The 16450-nt window shown below is 71.2% G+C and carries 12 protein-coding genes and 1 pseudogene; 4 read left to right on the top strand and 9 right to left on the bottom strand.

The genetic code is table 11. The features are described 5' to 3' along the window. Positions 1-71: 71 nt before the first annotated feature. Together M8C17_RS11595 and M8C17_RS11590 are read left to right on the top strand one after the other, a co-directional pair. Complete coding sequence (locus M8C17_RS11595; RefSeq protein WP_252416445.1) at positions 72-1562, top strand: phosphatase PAP2 family protein; 1491 nt, start codon at positions 72-74, stop codon at positions 1560-1562. Positions 1563-1570: 8 nt separating this feature from the next. After that, positions 1571-2380 (top strand): endonuclease/exonuclease/phosphatase family protein, encoded by an 810-nt coding sequence (locus tag M8C17_RS11590; RefSeq protein ID WP_252416444.1) that lies wholly within the window; start codon positions 1571-1573, stop codon positions 2378-2380. Positions 2381-2535: 155 nt separating this feature from the next. Here M8C17_RS11590 and M8C17_RS11585 read toward each other — a convergent pair whose 3' ends face one another. Together M8C17_RS11585 and M8C17_RS11580 are read right to left on the bottom strand one after the other, a co-directional pair. After that, the gene (locus tag M8C17_RS11585; protein WP_252416443.1) at positions 2536-3369 is read right to left on the bottom strand and encodes an alpha/beta fold hydrolase; all 834 of its coding nucleotides are present in this window, start codon (positions 3367-3369) and stop codon (positions 2536-2538) included. Continuing rightward, on the bottom strand, positions 3366-4328 hold the full coding sequence (locus tag M8C17_RS11580) for a TIGR03557 family F420-dependent LLM class oxidoreductase (RefSeq protein ID WP_252416442.1): 963 nt from the start codon (positions 4326-4328) through the stop codon (positions 3366-3368). Before M8C17_RS11580 ends, M8C17_RS11585 begins: the two co-directional genes overlap by 4 nt. 379 nt (positions 4329-4707) lie before the next feature. Between M8C17_RS11580 and M8C17_RS11575 the strand changes: the two genes are divergently transcribed. Continuing rightward, on the top strand, positions 4708-6039 hold the full coding sequence (locus M8C17_RS11575) for a cellulase family glycosylhydrolase (RefSeq protein ID WP_252416441.1): 1332 nt from the start codon (positions 4708-4710) through the stop codon (positions 6037-6039). A 51-nt stretch (positions 6040-6090) separates the two neighbouring features. On the opposite strand, the pseudogene M8C17_RS11570 reads toward M8C17_RS11575, so the two are convergent. The 7 genes and pseudogenes from M8C17_RS11570 to M8C17_RS11540 all read right to left on the bottom strand — a co-directional run. Further along, a pseudogene (locus M8C17_RS11570) lies at positions 6091-6429 on the bottom strand (multidrug efflux SMR transporter); the annotation flags it as partial. Positions 6430-7001: 572 nt separating this feature from the next. Beyond that, positions 7002-8207: a DUF6596 domain-containing protein gene (locus M8C17_RS11565; protein ID WP_252416439.1), complete on the bottom strand. Its 1206-nt coding sequence runs from the start codon at positions 8205-8207 to the stop codon at positions 7002-7004. Positions 8208-8273: 66 nt separating this feature from the next. Further along, positions 8274-8675: a YciI family protein gene (locus M8C17_RS11560; RefSeq protein ID WP_252416438.1), complete on the bottom strand. Its 402-nt coding sequence runs from the start codon at positions 8673-8675 to the stop codon at positions 8274-8276. Positions 8676-8781: 106 nt separating this feature from the next. Next, a complete protein-coding gene (locus tag M8C17_RS11555; RefSeq protein WP_252416437.1) occupies positions 8782-10920 on the bottom strand; it encodes an alpha-galactosidase in 2139 nt (712 codons plus the stop codon). Then, on the bottom strand, positions 10917-11831 hold the full coding sequence (locus M8C17_RS11550) for a carbohydrate ABC transporter permease (protein ID WP_252416436.1): 915 nt from the start codon (positions 11829-11831) through the stop codon (positions 10917-10919). The genes M8C17_RS11555 and M8C17_RS11550 overlap by 4 nt, the downstream gene beginning before the upstream one ends. Then, complete coding sequence (locus M8C17_RS11545; protein WP_252416435.1) at positions 11828-12784, bottom strand: carbohydrate ABC transporter permease; 957 nt, start codon at positions 12782-12784, stop codon at positions 11828-11830. Before M8C17_RS11545 ends, M8C17_RS11550 begins: the two co-directional genes overlap by 4 nt. A 21-nt stretch (positions 12785-12805) precedes the next feature. After that, complete coding sequence (locus M8C17_RS11540; protein WP_252416434.1) at positions 12806-14131, bottom strand: ABC transporter substrate-binding protein; 1326 nt, start codon at positions 14129-14131, stop codon at positions 12806-12808. A 283-nt stretch (positions 14132-14414) separates the two neighbouring features. Between M8C17_RS11540 and M8C17_RS11535 the strand changes: the two genes are divergently transcribed. Then, positions 14415-16418 carry a beta-galactosidase gene (locus M8C17_RS11535; protein WP_252416433.1) on the top strand — a complete coding sequence of 668 codons (2004 nt, stop codon included), beginning with the start codon at positions 14415-14417 and terminating at the stop codon, positions 16416-16418. The last annotated feature ends 32 nt before the right edge of the window (positions 16419-16450 follow it).

Genomic DNA, 16450 nt, shown 5'->3' with positions numbered 1-16450 from the left:
CCGGGCGTCCGCGTGTACGGGAGGCGCCGATCGGGTAAAGCGCCTCGCCAGACAGACAAGGGAGGTGCGGGGTGACCGCGGTCAAAGAGGTGGCGAGGCGTCCGATCGGTCACTTCGCCGAGCGGAGCGTCGCCGGTCTGGTCGCCGTCACCGGCGCCGGAGTGGCCTTCGGGCTGCTGTTGTTGCTGGTCCGGGTGCGGTGGAGCCCGTTGCAGGACGCCGACCACGCGGTCGCCGAGTGGTTCAACGGGCTCGTCGCCCCGCACCACGCGCTGGTCACCGTGCTCCAGGCGGTGACCGACCTGGGCGGGCGGCCCATCCTCATCTGGCTGGTCACCATCGCCGTGGTGGGGCTGCTCATCCGGCGGCAGCCGCGGCTGGCCGTCTACCTGATCGTCACCGGGGTCGGTGGTCTGATCCTCGACCCGTCCCTGAAGGAGCTGGTCGGCCGGCTCCGTCCGGTGGTGGACGTGCCGGTCGCCAGCGCTCCCGGGAACAGCTTCCCGAGCGGGCACGCGCTCGGCTCGTTCGTCGCGTACGGGGCGCTGCTGCTGGTGTTCCTGCCGGCGATGGCGCCGCGCTGGCGTAAGCCGGCGATCGTCGCGGTCGGCGTGCTGGTGGCCCTGATCGGGCTGACCCGGATCGCGCTGGGCGTGCACTTCATCTCCGACGTCCTGGCCGGCTGGCTGCTCGGCGCCGCCTGGCTGGGCGTCACCGCGTACGCGTTCCGGCTGTGGCGTCGTGAGCGGGGCCGCCCGGTGGTCCCGTTGACCGAAGGGCTGGAGCCGGAGGCCGGGCACGACATCGCCCCCGCCCCCGCCGAAGAGCACGTGCTGGCCCACCCCCGCTCGGCGGTGGCCGAGCTGCTGGTCGGCTGGGTGCTGGTGTTCGGGGCGCTGTACGCCTTCGGCATGTACGTCAGCTACCACGCCAAGGGCACCTTCTTCCACACCCTCGACACGGAGGTGCCGCGCTGGTTCGCCGACCGGCACACCGGGGTGCTGACCGAGGTGAGCTGGTGGTGGAGCAAGTTCGGCGACACCCACGCGATCCTGCTGATCTCGCTGGTGTTCTGTCCGCTGGTGCTCGCGGTGTGGCGGCGTTGGCGGCCGGTGCTGTTCGTGGCGCTGGCGATGGTCGGCGAGCTGACCCTCTTCCTCGCCTCCGCCCGGGCGGTCGACCGCCCGCGCCCGGCGGTGGAGAACCTGGACGGGCAGATGCCCACCTCGTCCTTCCCGTCCGGGCACATCGCGGCGACCATCTGCATCTGGCTGGCGATCGCCGTCGTCGTGCTGCCGCGTACCGACCGCTGGTGGCGCTGGATCTTCGTGGCCCTCGCGGTGATCATGCCGGTCGGGGTGGCCACCTCGCGGATGTACCGGGGGATGCACCACCCGACCGACTTCATGGGCGCGATCCTGCTCTCCGCGCTCTGGATCGGGCTGCTCTACCTGGTCATCCGCCCGAACGCCGATGTGCGGGAGGGCAACCGGCCGAGCATCGAGTCGGAGGACGTGGGCACCCTCGACGACGAGCTGGCCCGGGCCGGCCGGGCGGACTGAGCGCCGCCGTGCTGCGGGTGATGACCTGGAACATCCGGACGGGTGGTCGGGACCGGAACGACCCGGGCCGGCTGGACCGGGTGATCGAGGTGATCACCGCGCAGGCGCCGGACGTGCTGGCCCTACAGGAGTTGCGGGGCTTCGAGCGCGGCGGACTCATGGCCCAGGTGGCCACCCGGGTGGGGATGACACCCCATCTGGCCCGGTCCTGCTTCGGGCAGCCGGTGGCGGTGCTGGTCCGGCCACCGCTGCGGGTCGTCGCCGCGGGGGCGCTGCGCCGGCCGTTCCACCACGCCGCCGCCCGCGTCGTGGTGGGCACCTCGGCCGGCCCGCTGACCGTGCTCGGCACCCACCTCTACCCGTACTCGGGGGGACGGCGACGGGTGGAGGTGGACTGGCTGGTGGCCGCAGTGCGACGGGCACAGGGGCCGCTGACGCTGGTCACCGGTGACCTCAACTCGCTCGACCCCACCGTCGACCACACGGCGCGCCTGGCCGGGATGCCCGCCCTCTACCGGCGTCGCCATCTGCGGCGGGGCGGCGGCAGCGTGGACACCCGCGTCGTCGCCCGGCTGCTGGCCGCCGGCCTGGTCGACCTCTGGCCGTCGGTCGCCGCCGGAGCACCGGAGGCCGACGGCCTCACCGTGCCCACCCGGTTCGGCGGGGCCGAGTTCGCCGGGATGCGGCTGGACTACCTGTTCGGCACCCCGGCGCTGGCCGAGCGGGTCCGGGACTGCCGGGTGATCCGGGGCGGGGTGGCCGACACGGCGTCGGACCACTATCCCGTCCTGGCCGATGTGGACCTGACCGCCGGCTGACCGGGTGATCCCGGCGCTGTGCCCCCGCCGGTCAGAGCACCACGTTGAGCAGGACGGTGAGCACCACCGAGGCGACGATCGAGAAGAGGATCATCAGGAGGCAGCCGAGGCCGCCACCGAGCGGCCGGATCTCCGTGTTGCCGAAGCGCATGGGTTCACCTGTTCGTCAGAGTCGGGGAGAGAAGATGGCGGACCGCGTCAGCGACCGCCGTCGGGGCGGTGGTGGCCACGTTGTGGGCGGCGCCGGGCACGGCCACCGGGCGACCGTCGGGGACCAGTCGGGCCGCCAGGTCCCGCCAGGTGGCCGGCACCACCGGATCACGGCCACCGGTGATCACCACGGTCGGCGCGGCTATCCGCACCAGGTCGGCCTCGATCGGGTTGTGGACCGAGTGCGACAGCGTCGCGAGGACCCGCCACGGCCGGGCGTCCCAGATGTCCCGGAGCAGGATCGGCGCCTGCCAGGGCGCCTCCCGCAGGGTGTCGACCAGCCACCGGCCGAACTGGCCGCGTCGGGACCGGGCGGTCGGGTCGCTGGTCGGCCCGGCCAGCACCAGCGCGCGGACCGCGTCCGGGCGCGCCGCGGCGAGCGCGGCGGCCACCTCGGCGCCGAACGAGTGCCCGAGCAGGCAGACCGGCGGTAGCCGGTACGCGGCCAGCCAGGCGGCCAGGTGGTCGGCGTGCCGGCGCACGTCGTACGCGCCCCGGGGCCGCTCGGTCAGCCCGAAGCCGGGCAGGTCCGGCACGTACACCGGGTGGGTGGAGGCGAGCGCGACGGCCAGCGGGGTGAGGTACCGGTGCGAGACGGCCAGGCCGTGCACCAGCACGACCGGCGGAGCCCCGGTCTCCGGGTCGGCGCTGCGCCGGGTGTGTGTCCGTAGCCCGTCGACCAGTCGCCACTCGCTGACCAACCCGGCGGCCGGTCTGGGCGCGGCCAGCGCCAGCCGCAGCTCCGCGAGGCTGAATCGCCCGGCCGGGCTGAGCTTCACAGCTCACGCAGCCGCGGCAGCAGCTGCTCCTGCGCCCAGTCCAGGAACATCGGCTGGCTCTCCCCGCCGACCTGGACGACCGCCACGTGGGTGAAGCCGGCGTCGACGAACTTCCGGAACGCCTCGACGTGCGCGTCCACGTCCGGGCCGCAGGAGATGCCCTCCGCGACGTCCTCCTCGCGGACGAACTGGGTGGCGGCGGCGAAGGAGTCCGGGCCGGGCAGCTCGGCGTTGACCTTCCAGCCCAGCCCGAACCAGCGGAACTGGTCGTGCACGATCTTGCGGCACTCCGCCTCGTCCGGGCCGTAGCAGATGGCGACCTGCCCGTAGCGGGGCTGGCCGGCGCCACCGGCGTCGTCGTACATCTCGATGATGTGCCGGTCCGGCTCGGTGGCCACGATGCCGTTGCCGTACTCGGCCGCCAGGGTGGCCGACTGCCGGCCGGAGGCGGCGATGGCCATCGGCACCGGCCGCTCGGGGCGGTCCCAGACGTAGGCGTCGGGTACGTCGAAGTGGTTGCCGGAGAAGGTCAGCGACTCGCCGTTGAGCAGCGGTCGGATGATCTGCAACGCCTCCTCGAACATCTCGTGCCGCTGCTGCACGTGCGGCCAGCCGCCGACCACGTGCTCGTTGAGGTTCTCCCCGGCGCCCAGACCGAGGGTGAACCGGCCGTCCGAGAGAGCGCCGATCGTGCTGGCCTTCTGCGCCACGACGGCCGGGTGGTAGCGGCGGATCGGGCAGGTCACGAAGGACATCAGCTCCGCGCGGGAGGTGGCGTGGGCGACCGCGCCGAGCACCGACCAGGCGTACGGGGAGTGCCCCTGGGCGTCCAGCCAGGGGTAGTAGTGATCGGAGATCACCAGTTGGTCGAAGCCGGCCGCCTCCGCCCGTACGGCGTGGTCGATAAGCTGCTTCGGACCGGACTGCTCACACATCAGGGTGTAGCCGACGCCGACCATCCTGGTAACCCCTTCCCACCGCACGGTTCGTCCCGGGATACCCAGGTCGGCAGCGGTCAACCCTCCCGTCCGGTTCGGACGGGCGACGCTTGACGGATGACGGCGGCCTGCCTACGGTCGCTCTTAACCGGTTAAGACTCCGGTGTTGGCGCACATCCTGTGGTGGGGATGACCGCCCCGTGACGGCCCGCGTCCGCGTGGGCCGTCACGGCTGTCTCCGGCCCGGGCCCGGCCACTGAACCGGTTGCGCCGGTCGATCCATCGTCCTACGCTGATGCCTGCGCCGCCGGGATCCGGGCGGTGGCTGTCGGGCTGCAGCCGCCTTCCCCTGTCACGTCCCACCCCTGTCGGGCACCGGGGGTCCTCCCTGAGGAAGGCCATGAAGACTCGACTCTCCGCCGCCGGCGCGGCCCTGCTCGCGCTGGTCGTCGCCGTGCTGGCGTTCGGCCAGCCGGCACACGCCGCGGCCGGCTTCTCCGTCGCGGGCGGCAAGCTGTACGACGCCAACGGCACCGAATTCATCATGCGCGGGGTCAACCACGCGCACACCTGGTACCCCCAGGAGACCAGCTCGTTCGCCAACGTCAAGGCGCTCGGCGCGAACACCGTCCGGGTGGTGCTCTCCAGCGGCGACCGGTGGACCCGCAACACCAACGCCGACGTCGCCAACGTCATCTCGACGTGCAAGGCCAACCGGCTGATCTGCGTGCTGGAGGTGCACGACACCACCGGCTACGGCGAGCAGAGCGGCGCGATCACCCTCGCCCGGGCCGTCGACTACTGGCTAAGCCTCGCCGACGTCCTCGCCGGCCAGGAGAGGTACGTCATCGTCAACATCGGCAACGAGCCGTACGGCAACCAGAACTACGCCTCCTGGGCCACCGACAACGCCACCGCGATCAGTCGACTGCGTGCCGGCGGCCTGACCCACACGATCATGGTGGATGCGCCGAACTGGGGTCAGGACTGGTCGTTCACCATGCGCGACAACGCCGCCTCGGTCTTCGCCGCCGACCCGGCCCGCAACACCGTCTTCTCCATCCACATGTACGGCGTCTTCGACACCGCCGCGGAGATCAGCGACTACCTGGGTCGCTTCCGCGCCGCGGGGCTGCCCATCGTGGTCGGCGAGTTCGGTTTCAACCACTCCGACGGTGACCCGGACGAGGACACCATCCTCGCCTACAGCCAGGCCAACGGGATCGGCTGGCTGGGCTGGTCGTGGAGCGGCAACGGCGGTGGCGTGGAGTATCTCGACATGGCCACCGCCTTCGACCCGGCCAGCCTGACCAGTTGGGGCCAGCGGATCTTCAACGGCGCCAACGGGATCCGGCAGACCGCCCGGGAGGCAACGGTCTTCGGCGGCACCCCGCCGCCGACCACACCCCCACCGACGACTCCACCGCCGGCTGGTGGTTGCACCGCCACGTACACCGTCACCAACCAGTGGCAGGGCGGATTCCAGGGTGAGGTGAAGGTGACCGCCGGCGCGACGGCGATCACCGGCTGGAGCGCCCGGTGGACCTTCGCCAACGGCCAGAGCGTCAGCCAGGCCTGGAACGCGACGCTGACCAGCAGCGGAGCCACCGTGACCGCGCGCAACGTGGACTACAACGGCAGGTTGGCCGCCGGCGCCAGCACCAGCTTCGGCTTCATCGGCGGCTGGACCGGCAGCAACGCCAGGCCCGAGGTGAGCTGCACCGCGAGCTGACCGACGGGCAGGTGGCCGGGCCCGAGCCGGGCCCGGCCACCGCGACCCTGGTCAGTGCTCCCCGGCCAGGTTCACGATGACCACCCCCGCGATGATCAGCGCGATGCCGGCGAGCTTGGCCAACCCGACCGGCTCGTCGAGGAACACCGCCCCGATCGCCACGATGGTGGCGGTGCCCAGGCCCGACCAGAGGGCGTACGCGACCCCCACCGGGATCTCCTTGACCGCCTGCGCCAGCAGGATGAACGCCACCAGGTAACCGCCGAGGCACGCCACCGTCGGCCAGAGCCTGCTGAACCCGGTGGTGGTCTTGAGGAGGCTGGTCGCCAGCACCTCGGCGGCGATGGCGATCCCCAGCAGCACGTACGCCATGCGGTCCTCAGTCCTGGTTGCTCGGCGGGAACTCGTCGCTGGTCAGGCTAGCGCCGCCGCTGCTCGGCTTGGTGATCCACGACGCGAGCCCTCGCGCCCGGTGCGACGTGACGTCCGTGCGTCCGGGTGCATGTCGTCCAACGCTTTGGAGCTGATGTCACAAACGATTCAGGCCAAGGGCGTCCACCTGCTGCAAGCCGACGAGCAGGTAGCTGCGGCGGGTAGGGCGGCGGCTGGCGGGACTCGGGTGGGCCGGTGGCGGATGGCGGTTGCGGGTTGCGGGTTGCGGGGTTGCGGGTGAGTCGTTTACGACATCAGCTCCAAAGGCGGTGCAGGTAGCTACTCCGGCCCCGAGGCCGAGACTCCCATCCACGCGGTCCCCTCGCCGGGAGCCTGATGCGCCGGCAGTCTCTGCCCGCGGCCAGGCGGCGATGTCGCGGCACCGATCGGGTCTGGGTCCGACGGTGGAGTCCCGGCCCGGTCCGAGCGGCGGGTCCGCCTGGCTCCGGGCGGTCGCGGGTCCGGGCGGTCGCGGGTCTGGGCGGTCGCGGGTCTGGGCGGTTGGGGGTCCGGGCGGTGGTGGCCTCGGCCTAGGCAGTGGCCCGTCCGGTTTCGGCGGCGAGCCGGGCCGCCCGCATGGTGAGGTAGCGCTGCTCGGGCAGGCTGCTCGTGCGCCCGGCGGCGGCCCGGTAGTCGGCGATCGCCCGGTCCCGGTCGCCGGCCATCTCGTGCAGGTGGGCGCGGGCGGCGGCCAGCCGGTGGTGTCCGGCCAGCTGCGGGTCGTCGGTCAGCGCGTCGAGGGCGGCCAGTCCGGCCGCCGGTCCGTGCACCATGGCGGTCGCCACGGCCCGGTTGAGGGACACCACCGGGCTGCCGGACATCCGTTCCAGCACCTCGTAGAGCGCCAGGATCTGCGGCCAGTCGGTCTTCTCGGTGCTGGGCGCCTCGTCGTGCAGGGCGGCGATGGCGGCCTGCACCTGGTACGGGCCGGTCGGGCCGCGCGGCAGCGCCCGGGTGACCAGCGCGACCCCCTCGGCGATCGCCGCCGCGTCCCAGCGGGTGCGGTCCTGGTCGGCCAGTGAGACCAGCTCGCCGGAGGGTCCGGTACGGGACGGGCTACGGGCCTCGGTGAGCAGCATCAACGCCAGCAACCCGGCCGATTCGCTGTCGTTGGGCAGCCGAGCGTGCAGCGCCCGGGTCAGCCGGATCGCCTCCGCCGCCAGGTCGACCCGGCGCAGGTCCGGGCCGGCCGTGCTGGTGTGCCCCTCGGTGAAGATCAGGTAGAGCACCTGCCGTACGGCGGCAAGCCGGTCGGCCCGCTCGGCCTCGTCGGGCATCCGGAACGGCAGGCCGGACGAGCGGATGCGCTGTTTGGCCCGGCTGATCCGCTGCGCCATGGTCGCCTCGGGCACCAGGAACGCACGCGCGATCTCGGCGGTGCTCAGCCCGCCGACCGCGCGCAGGGTGAGCGCGACGGCCGACGCGGTCGTGAGCGCCGGGTGGCAGCAGAGGAGGAGCAGAACCAGCGTGTCGTCCCGCTCGCTGGTCAGTTCCTCGTCCGCCGGGGGCGCGTGCTGGCGGTCGTCCGGGGCCTCGCGGGCGACCAGGTCCTCCCTGCGGCGCCGGGCCTGCTCGCCGCGGATCAGCTCGATCATCCGGCGGTAGCCGACCTGGATCAGCCAGCCGCGCGGGTTCGCTGGCAGGCCCTCCACCGGCCACTGGGTCGCGGCGGCCAGCAGCGCCTCCTGCACCGCGTCCTCGGCGGTGGCGAAGTCACCGAACCGGCGGGCGAGCACGCCGAGGACCTGCGGCGCCAGCTCGCGCAGCAGGTCCTCGATGCGGGGATCGGTGGGGGTCAGGCCTCACAGCTCCTCAGGTGGGGCGGACATCACCGGGTGCACCTCGATCGGCATGTTCAGTGGCCGGCCACCGGGGCCCGGTGCGGTGGAGATGTACGCGGCCAGCTCCACCGCCCGTTGCGGGCTGTCGCAGTCGACGATCCAGAAGCCGGCCAGGAACTCCTTCGTCTCGGCGAACGGCCCCTCGGTGACCACCGGCGTCCCGCCCTCACCGGCGCGGACGATCCGCGCCTGCTGCGGGCCACCGAGGCCCTGCCCGTCGACCCACTCCCCGGCGGCGGTGAGCTTGGCGTTGACCTCGCCCATGAACGCGAGGTGCGCCTCGACCTCCTGCGGGGTCCAGGTGTCGATGCCCGGGAAGTCGGTTCCGGCGGTGCTGAACTGCATCAGCAGCATGTACTTCATGGTCTCGCTCCTCACGCCTGCGCACCATCTTCGGTGCTCTCACCCTGAGGTAGAAGCAGGCGGCACCGTTCTCGACACCCCGGCCCCAAAATCTTCGGGAATCTTCTCAGCCGGCGGCGGTGACCTCCAGGACCAGGCTCTGCTCCGGGTGCAGCGCGGGCAGTTGCACCCCGACCCGACCCAGCGCCGCCCCGGTGAGCGTGACGCCGGCGGCCAGCCAGCCCGGCGCGGACCGGTCGATCGTCGCCGGGGCGGGCACGTCCGACACCGGCCGGACCAGGTAACGCCGGCCCGGGTCCAGGCCGGGCAGCCGGACCGCGCCGGGGGACTGCGCCACCGAGGTGGCGAGGCGGGCCACCGCGTACACCGCCCGGGTGCCGTCGTGGTCGACCACGCCGTGCGCCCAGACGGCCGGGTCCGGGTGGTCGACCCGGACCACCCGGCCGGTGTGCAGCAGCGGACGGAGCCGCTTGTGCAGCGCCACCCAGGCGGCCAGTTCGGTCTGCTCGGCGGCGCTGATCGAGGCGATGTCCCACTCGATGCCATGGTGGCCGAAGAGCGCGGTGGCCGCCCGGAAACCGAGGTCGTGCACCCGGTTGGTGGTGTGCGAGCGTTCCGGACCGACGTGCGTGCCGACCAGCTCCGGTGGCAGCAGCAGCCCCGTCCAGCGTTGGATGCTGAGCCGTTCCAGGGCGTCGTTGCAGTCGCTGGCCCACACCCGGTCGGTACGCGCCAGGATGGCCAGGTCCACCCGGGCGCCGCCGGACGCGCAGCTCTCGATCTCCACGCCCGGGTGGCGGCTGCGCAGCTCGTCGAGGAGCCGGTAGACCGCCAGCGTCTGCCCGTGCACGCCGGGTCGACCGTGGTGCCCGGCCTCGGTGAGGTCCCGGTTGTGGTCCCACTTGAGGTAGCTGATGCCGGGATGCTCGGTGAGCAGCGCGTCGAGCCGTTCCAGCAGATAGTCGTACGCCTCCGGGCGGCCCAGGTCGAGCACCTGCTGATTGCGCCAGAGCGGCGGCAGACGCCCCGGTACGGCCAGCAGCCAGTCGGCGTGCGCGCGGAACAGGTCGGAGTCGGGGTTGACCATCTCCGGCTCGACCCAGACGCCGAACTCCAGGCCCCGGCCGGTCACGTGGTCGATCAGCGGTTGCAGGCCGTCGGGCCAGACGCCGTCGTCGATGAACCAGTCGCCGAGCCCCGCGGTGTCGTCGCGGCGTCCGCGGAACCAGCCGTCGTCGAGGACGAACCGCTCGACGCCGATCTGCGCGGCCCGGTCGGCGAGCGCCCGCAGCCGGTCCAGGTCGTGGTCGAAGTAGACCGCCTCCCAGACGTTGAGGGTCACCGGACGGGCGGAGCGCGGGTGCCTCGGCCGGGCGCGCAGGTGCGTGTGGAGCACGTCGCTGAGCCCGTCCAGGCCGGCGTCGGACCAGACCGCGTAGAGCAGGGGGGTGTCGTACCACTCGCCGGGGCCGAGTCGCACCTCGCCAGGGGCCAGCAGCTCGCCGCCGCCGAGGGTCGACTCGCCGGTGGGCCGGCGCTCGGCGAAGGTGACATGGTCACCGCTCCACGCGGTGTGCACCGCCCACACCTCGCCGTGGCCGAAGTCGAACCCGGCGGTGCCGGCGACGAGCAGCAGGGTGGCGTCGTGCCCGGTGCGCCCGTGCCGCCCCTCGCGAACCCAGGTGCCCTGCTGCCACGAGTGCCGCTGCGGGGACCGTTCCCGGCACCACCGGCCGGTCAGGTCCAGCAGTTCGGTGGCGACCGCCGGCACCGGCAGCACCGGGGTCAACTCGCGCAGCTCGTACGGGCTGTCGCCGTCGTTGCGCAGCCGGTGGCGCAGCAGCAGCAACCCGGTCGGGTCCACCTCGACCTCGATGGTCAGGGACAGGCCGGCGGCGGGGTCGCTGGCCCGTACGGTCACGCGAGCCGAACCCTCTGCGGTGGGTTGGTCGACGTCGAGGCCGTCCAGCCGGAAAGCGGTGGACCAGCCGGTGCCGTCGCGGTGCCCGGCCAGGCCCGGCCGGCCGCTCCAACCGGTGCTCGGCTCCGGCAGCAGCGAGAGCACGGTGGGCTCGTCGAAGCTGCTCGGCACCACCGGCGGCACGGTCGCGTCGACGAGCTGACGCAGGGCGTCGTCGTCGAGGTCGCCGACGTCGCCGCCCCAGTGCACGACCCGGGGCAGCCCCGGGCCGCGCGCGTCGAGCACCAGGCTGGTCCGCGCGCGGCGCAGGTGCAGGATCGTCATCCTTTGGAGGCTCCCAAGGTCAGGCCCCGAACGAAGTGCCGCTGGAGCATAAAGAAGATCACCAGGGTGGGGATCGCGACGAGCACACTGCCCGCCGAGACCAGGTTGTTGTCGGTGAAGAACTCGCCGCGCAGGTTGTTCAGCGAGCTGGTCACCGGGAACTTGTCGCCGGTGCGCATCAGGACGGTGGCCCAGAAGAACTCGTTGTAGATCCAGGTCACCTCCAGCGTCGCCAGCGCGGCCAGGGCGGGTCGGCACAGCGGCATGGTGACCTGCCAGTACTGCCGCCAGATGCTCGCCCCGTCCACCATCGCCGCCTCGTACAGGTCGCGGGGCAGCGCCTTCATGTAGTTGCTGAGCACGAAGACGCAGAACCCGCACTGGAAGGCGACGTTGATCAGGATCAGCCCCCAGTAGCTGTCGTAGAGCAGCTCCGAGTCGCTCATGAACTCCGGCAGCGGCACCTCGGTGAAGAGCCGGAACAGGGGGATGAGCAGCGCCTGCTGGGGCAGCAGGTTGGCCGCGGTGAACACCCCGAGCAGGACGAGGTTGAGTTTCCAACTGAACCGGGCGATCACGAACGCCACGCACGAGGCGAGGAAGAGCGTCAGCAGCACCGCCGGCACGGTGATGTACACCGAGTTGAGGAAGTGCTTGCCGAACTCGGCGGTCTGCCAGGCGGTGACGTAGTTGTCGAGGGTCCAGCCGCCGAACGAGACGTAGCCGTTGGCGGCCGTGTACTCGTAGGAGCGCAGCGACGTCAGCACCGCCCAGGCGATCGGGAACAGCCAGGCCAGCGAGACGGCGATGAGAAAACCGTGCAGCAACATCCGCAGGGGGGTCATCCTGCGGCGGCGCTGCGGTGCGTCGGGCCCGCCCTCGGTACGCCGGGTGATGGTCGCGGTGCTCATTGCCGGTTCTCCCTCATCACGGTCGCCAGGTAGATGGTGATGAAGACGAGCGAGACGACCAGCATGATGGTCGCCAGCGCCGAGCCGAACCCGATCCGGCTCGCCTCACCGACCACGTTCTGGGTGACCAGCGCGGAGATCAGCTCCAACCCGTTGCGGCCCTTGTTGACCACCCAGACCAGGTCGAACGCGCGCAGTGACTCGATCACCGTCACCACCAGCACGATGACGTTGATCGGCCGCAGCACCGGGAACACCACCCGGAAGAACGTCCGGCTCTCCGAGGCGCCGTCGACCGCTGCGGCCTCCCGCAGCGACGGGTCGACGCCCTTCAGCCCGGCCAGGTACAGCAGCATGATGTAGCCGACGTGCCGCCATCCGGAGGCGACCATGACCGCCCAGATGTTGACGTTCGAGTCGCCGTACCAGTCGATGTTGCTGCCGAAGACCGCGTTGATCAGACCCTGGTCGCGGGAGTAGAGCAACTGCCAGACAAAGCCGATCAACGCCAGCGAGAGCACCACCGGCAGGTAGAGGGCGGTCTGGTAGAACCGGCTGCCCCGCAGCTCCTTGTCGAGCAGGACGGCCAGGAACATGCCGAACGGGGTGGCGACGACGAACAGCGCCCCCAACCAGAGCAGGTTGTGCTGGATCGCCGGCACGAACGGCGGGTAGATGTTCACCACGTCGCTGTAGTTACGGGCACCGACGAAGTCGATCTCGTTGAGGGGGCCGATGCCGTCCCAGTCGGTGCCGGAGAGCAGCACGGTGGCCGCCGCGGGCAACCAGACGAACCCGGTGACGAGCAGCAGCGGGACGAGCACCATCAGCGTGATGACCACGCGGTCGGTGCGGGACAGGAGCCGTAGCCGCCGACGACGACCACCCGTGGAGGTGGTCGTGGCCGGCGGCGGCACGGCGCGATCCGCTTGGATCAGGGGCAGGTCGGACACGATGTCCTCCCCCTTCCGCCGTCAGTCAGTGAAGATCGACTTTTTCTGGTTCTCGATGGACGAGGTCAGGCCGTCGATGTCCTTGGGGTTCTTGATGAACTGCTGGATCGCCGGGATCATCACCGTGGAGGCGAAGTCCGGCCGGGTGTCCCGGTCGAGGAACTGGGCGATCTCGGTGGCCGACCCGACCAGCTCGGCCGCCTTCTTCTGCAGGGCGGTGTAGCCGCTGACGTCAGCGCTGCCGTTGGCGACCAGGGTGGCCGGGTCGTTCTTGACCGTGATGTCGCCGGCTTCCTTGCCACCGAAGTACTCCAGCAGCTTGCGCGCGTTGTCCTCGTTCTTGGGCTTGCGGGCCATCATGTAGCCGTCGATCGGGGCGTCCAGGGCCTTGGCGCCGATGGCCGGGTCGATCTCCGGGAAGGTGAAAAAGTCGAGGTCGCTCTGCTCCTCGTTGCTGAACTGCTGACCGACGAAGAGGCCGAGCATGTACATGCCGCTCTTCTTCTGCTGCAACGACTGCGCGGCCTCCTGCCAGGTGCGGCCGAGGCTGTCCGGCTGGTGCAGGGGGAGCAGGCCGGCCCAGGTGTCGAAGACCTTCTTGACCTTGTCGGAGGTCCAGGCCTCCTTGCCGGCCATCAGGTCGACGTGGAACTGGTAGCCGTTGATGCGCAGGTTGAGGATGTCGAAGGTACCCATCGCCGGCCAGCCGTCCTTGTCGGCGAAGGCGATGGGGACGAGGCCGTCCCTCTTCATCTGCGCGCCGAGCGCGGTGAGCTGGTCCAGGGTTGTGGGCACCTGGTAGCCGTACTGCTGCCACACCGACTTGCGGTAGAACATCGCCCACGGGTAGTACGACGCCGGGACGAAGTACTGCTTGCCGTCGTCCCCCGTGGACGCCTTCTTGAAGGCGTCGGAGTAGCCGGAGAGCTTGCCCCACACGTCGCTGATGTCGCTGGCCAGGCCCTTCTGCGCGAAGAAACGCATCCGGTAGCCGGCGAACCAGGTGAACACGTCGTCCGGCTTGCCCTGCAGGTAGTTGTTGATGTTCTCCTGGAACGTGTTGTGGTCGACCGTGTTCACCGCGACCTGAACGCCGGACGATGTCTTGAACCCGTCGGCGACCTTGGCGAGGACGTCCTTCGGTTTCGGGTCGGACTGGTTCGAGCCGAGTGACACGTCCTTCGAGTCGGACCCGCCGGCGTCGTCGCCGCAACCGGCCAGTAGGCCGGTGCCGAGCAGCGCGCCGGTGCCGGCCGCGCCGGCCAGCAGTGAACGTCGGTTGATGCCGGCTACGGAGGGCGGTACGAGCCGGGCCAGGTATTCGGCTTGGGATCGGGGACGGGACATCTGTGCCTCCTGCGAATGAAGAGGTGCTACGCCCAAGGGCCGTCAGGGTGGTGAAGGCAGGTGCGGCGCCGTGACTACACAGAGGGATCCCACGAGAATCCACATTGGCAAACACGAACGGCCATTGGGGCCTCAAGCTACCCGTCCGCCGGACGCTGTCAAGAGGGCACTTCGCCTCCAGGAACCCAGCCGTGACACGGCTGTTACGCGGTAAACGTTGGAAAAGAAGTCGATGTTGGAACCTGTTGACTTCCGTGGGTTGCCCGGTGCACCCTCAGCTCTCATGCGGCGATGGCAGGGTGACGGCATCTATTTCGGCGGCGACTACAACCCGGAGCAGTGGCCCGAGCAGACCTGGTCCGAGGACGTCGACCTGATGCGCCGCGCCGGGGTCAACCTGGTCTCCGTCGGCATCTTCTCCTGGGCGCTGCTGGAACCCACCCCGGGCCGGTTCGAGTTCGGCTGGCTGGACCGGGTGCTGGACCTGCTGCACGACGGCGGCATCCAGGTCGACCTCGCCACCGCCACCGCCAGCCCGCCGCCGTGGCTGGCCCGCGCGCATCCGGAGACGCTGCCCCGCCGGGCCGACGGTGCGATCCTCTGGCCGGGCGGACGGCAGGCGTACTGCCCCAGCTCTCCGGTGTTCCGACAGCGGTCGCTGGAGTTGGTGCGGGCGGTCGCCGACCGGTACGCCGAGCACCCGGCGGTGGTGATGTGGCACGTCTCCAACGAGCTGGGCTGCCACAACGTGCACTGCTACTGCGACGTCAGCGCCGGGGCCTTCCGCGACTGGCTGCGCGAGCGGTACGGCGACCTGGACCGGCTCAACGACGCGTGGGGCACCGCCTTCTGGAGCCAGCGCTACGGCGACTGGGCCGAGATCAACCCGCCGCGCACCGCCCCGACCTTCGCCAACCCCACCCAGCAACTGGACTTCCTGCGTTTCTCCTCCGACGAGCAGCGGGCCCAACTGCGCGCCGAACGCGAGTTGCTGAAGACGTTGGTCCGCCAGCCGGTGACCACCAACTTCATGATCGGCACCGGGATCAAGTACATGGACTACCACTCCTGGGCCGGCGACGTGGACCTGGTCTCCAACGACCACTACCTGACCGCCGCCGACCCGCAGGCGCACGTCGGGTTGGCGCTCTCGGCCGACCACACCCGGGGCGTCGCCGGTGGCGACCCGTGGCTGTTGATGGAGCACTCCACCAGCGCCGTCAACTGGCAGCCGCGCAACGTGGCGAAGCTGCCGGGGGAGTTGCGCCGCAACAGCCTGGCGCACGTCGCCCGCGGCGCCGACGGGGTCCTGTTCTTCCAGTGGCGGGCCTCCCGGGCCGGGGCCGAGAAGTTCCACTCCGCGCTGGTGCCGCACGCCGGGCCGGACACCAAGGTGTTCCGCGAGGTCTGCCAGCTCGGCGCGGACCTCAAGGCGCTGGCCGAGGTACGCGGCAGCCGGGTGGACGCCGAGGTGGCCATCCTGTTCGACTGGGAGGCCTGCTGGGGCGTCGAGCTGGACTCGCACCCCAGCGTCGACGTCCGGTACGTCGACCGGCTGACCGCCCTGTACGGCGCACTGTTCAAGGCCGGTGTGACCGCCGACATCGTCCACCCGTCGGCCGATCTCAGTGGCTACCGGCTGGTCCTGGTGCCCACCCTCTACCTGGTGCGCGACGGCGACGCCGACGCGCTGCGCCGGTTCGTCGAGTCCGGCGGCACCGCCGCGATCACCTACTTCAGCGGCATCGTGGACGAGAACGACCACATCCGGATGGGCGGCTACCCGGGCGCGTTCCGCGAGCTGCTCGGCGTACGGACCGAGGAGTTCTTCCCGTTGCGTGAGGGCGAGCAGGTCCGGTTGGACGACGGCGGCACGGCCGACGTGTGGACCGAGTGGCTGCACTCCGAGGGCGCCGAGGTGCTCGCCTCGTACGCCGACGGGCCGTTGCCGGGCGTACCGGCGCTGACGCGGAATCCGATCGGTGCCGGCGCCGCCTGGTACGTCGGCACCCGGCTGGACGAGCCGGCCACCGATCGGCTGGTCACCCGGCTGCTCGACGAGGCCGGAGTCCGCCCGGCGGCGGAGGCGCCGACCGGCGTGGAGGTGGTCCGGCGGCGCGACGGCGAGCGGAGCTGGCTGTTCGCCATCAACCATACCGAGGCCGAGGTGCGGCTCGCGGTGAGCGGCACCGAGCTGTTGACCGGAGCGCGGTGTGCCGGTGAGCTGACGGTGCCGGCCGGTGAGGTGGTCGTGGTCCGTGAGGACCCGGCCGCCGACGCGACCTGATTCGGCGACAATGACGGCGCGAAGGAGGTTAC

The organism is Micromonospora sp. RHAY321, assembly GCF_023896955.1.
GTDB lineage: Bacteria > Actinomycetota > Actinomycetes > Mycobacteriales > Micromonosporaceae > Micromonospora.
The sequence above is the reverse complement of the archived record's forward strand: the minus strand, read 5'-3'. Positions and strand labels throughout refer to the sequence as shown.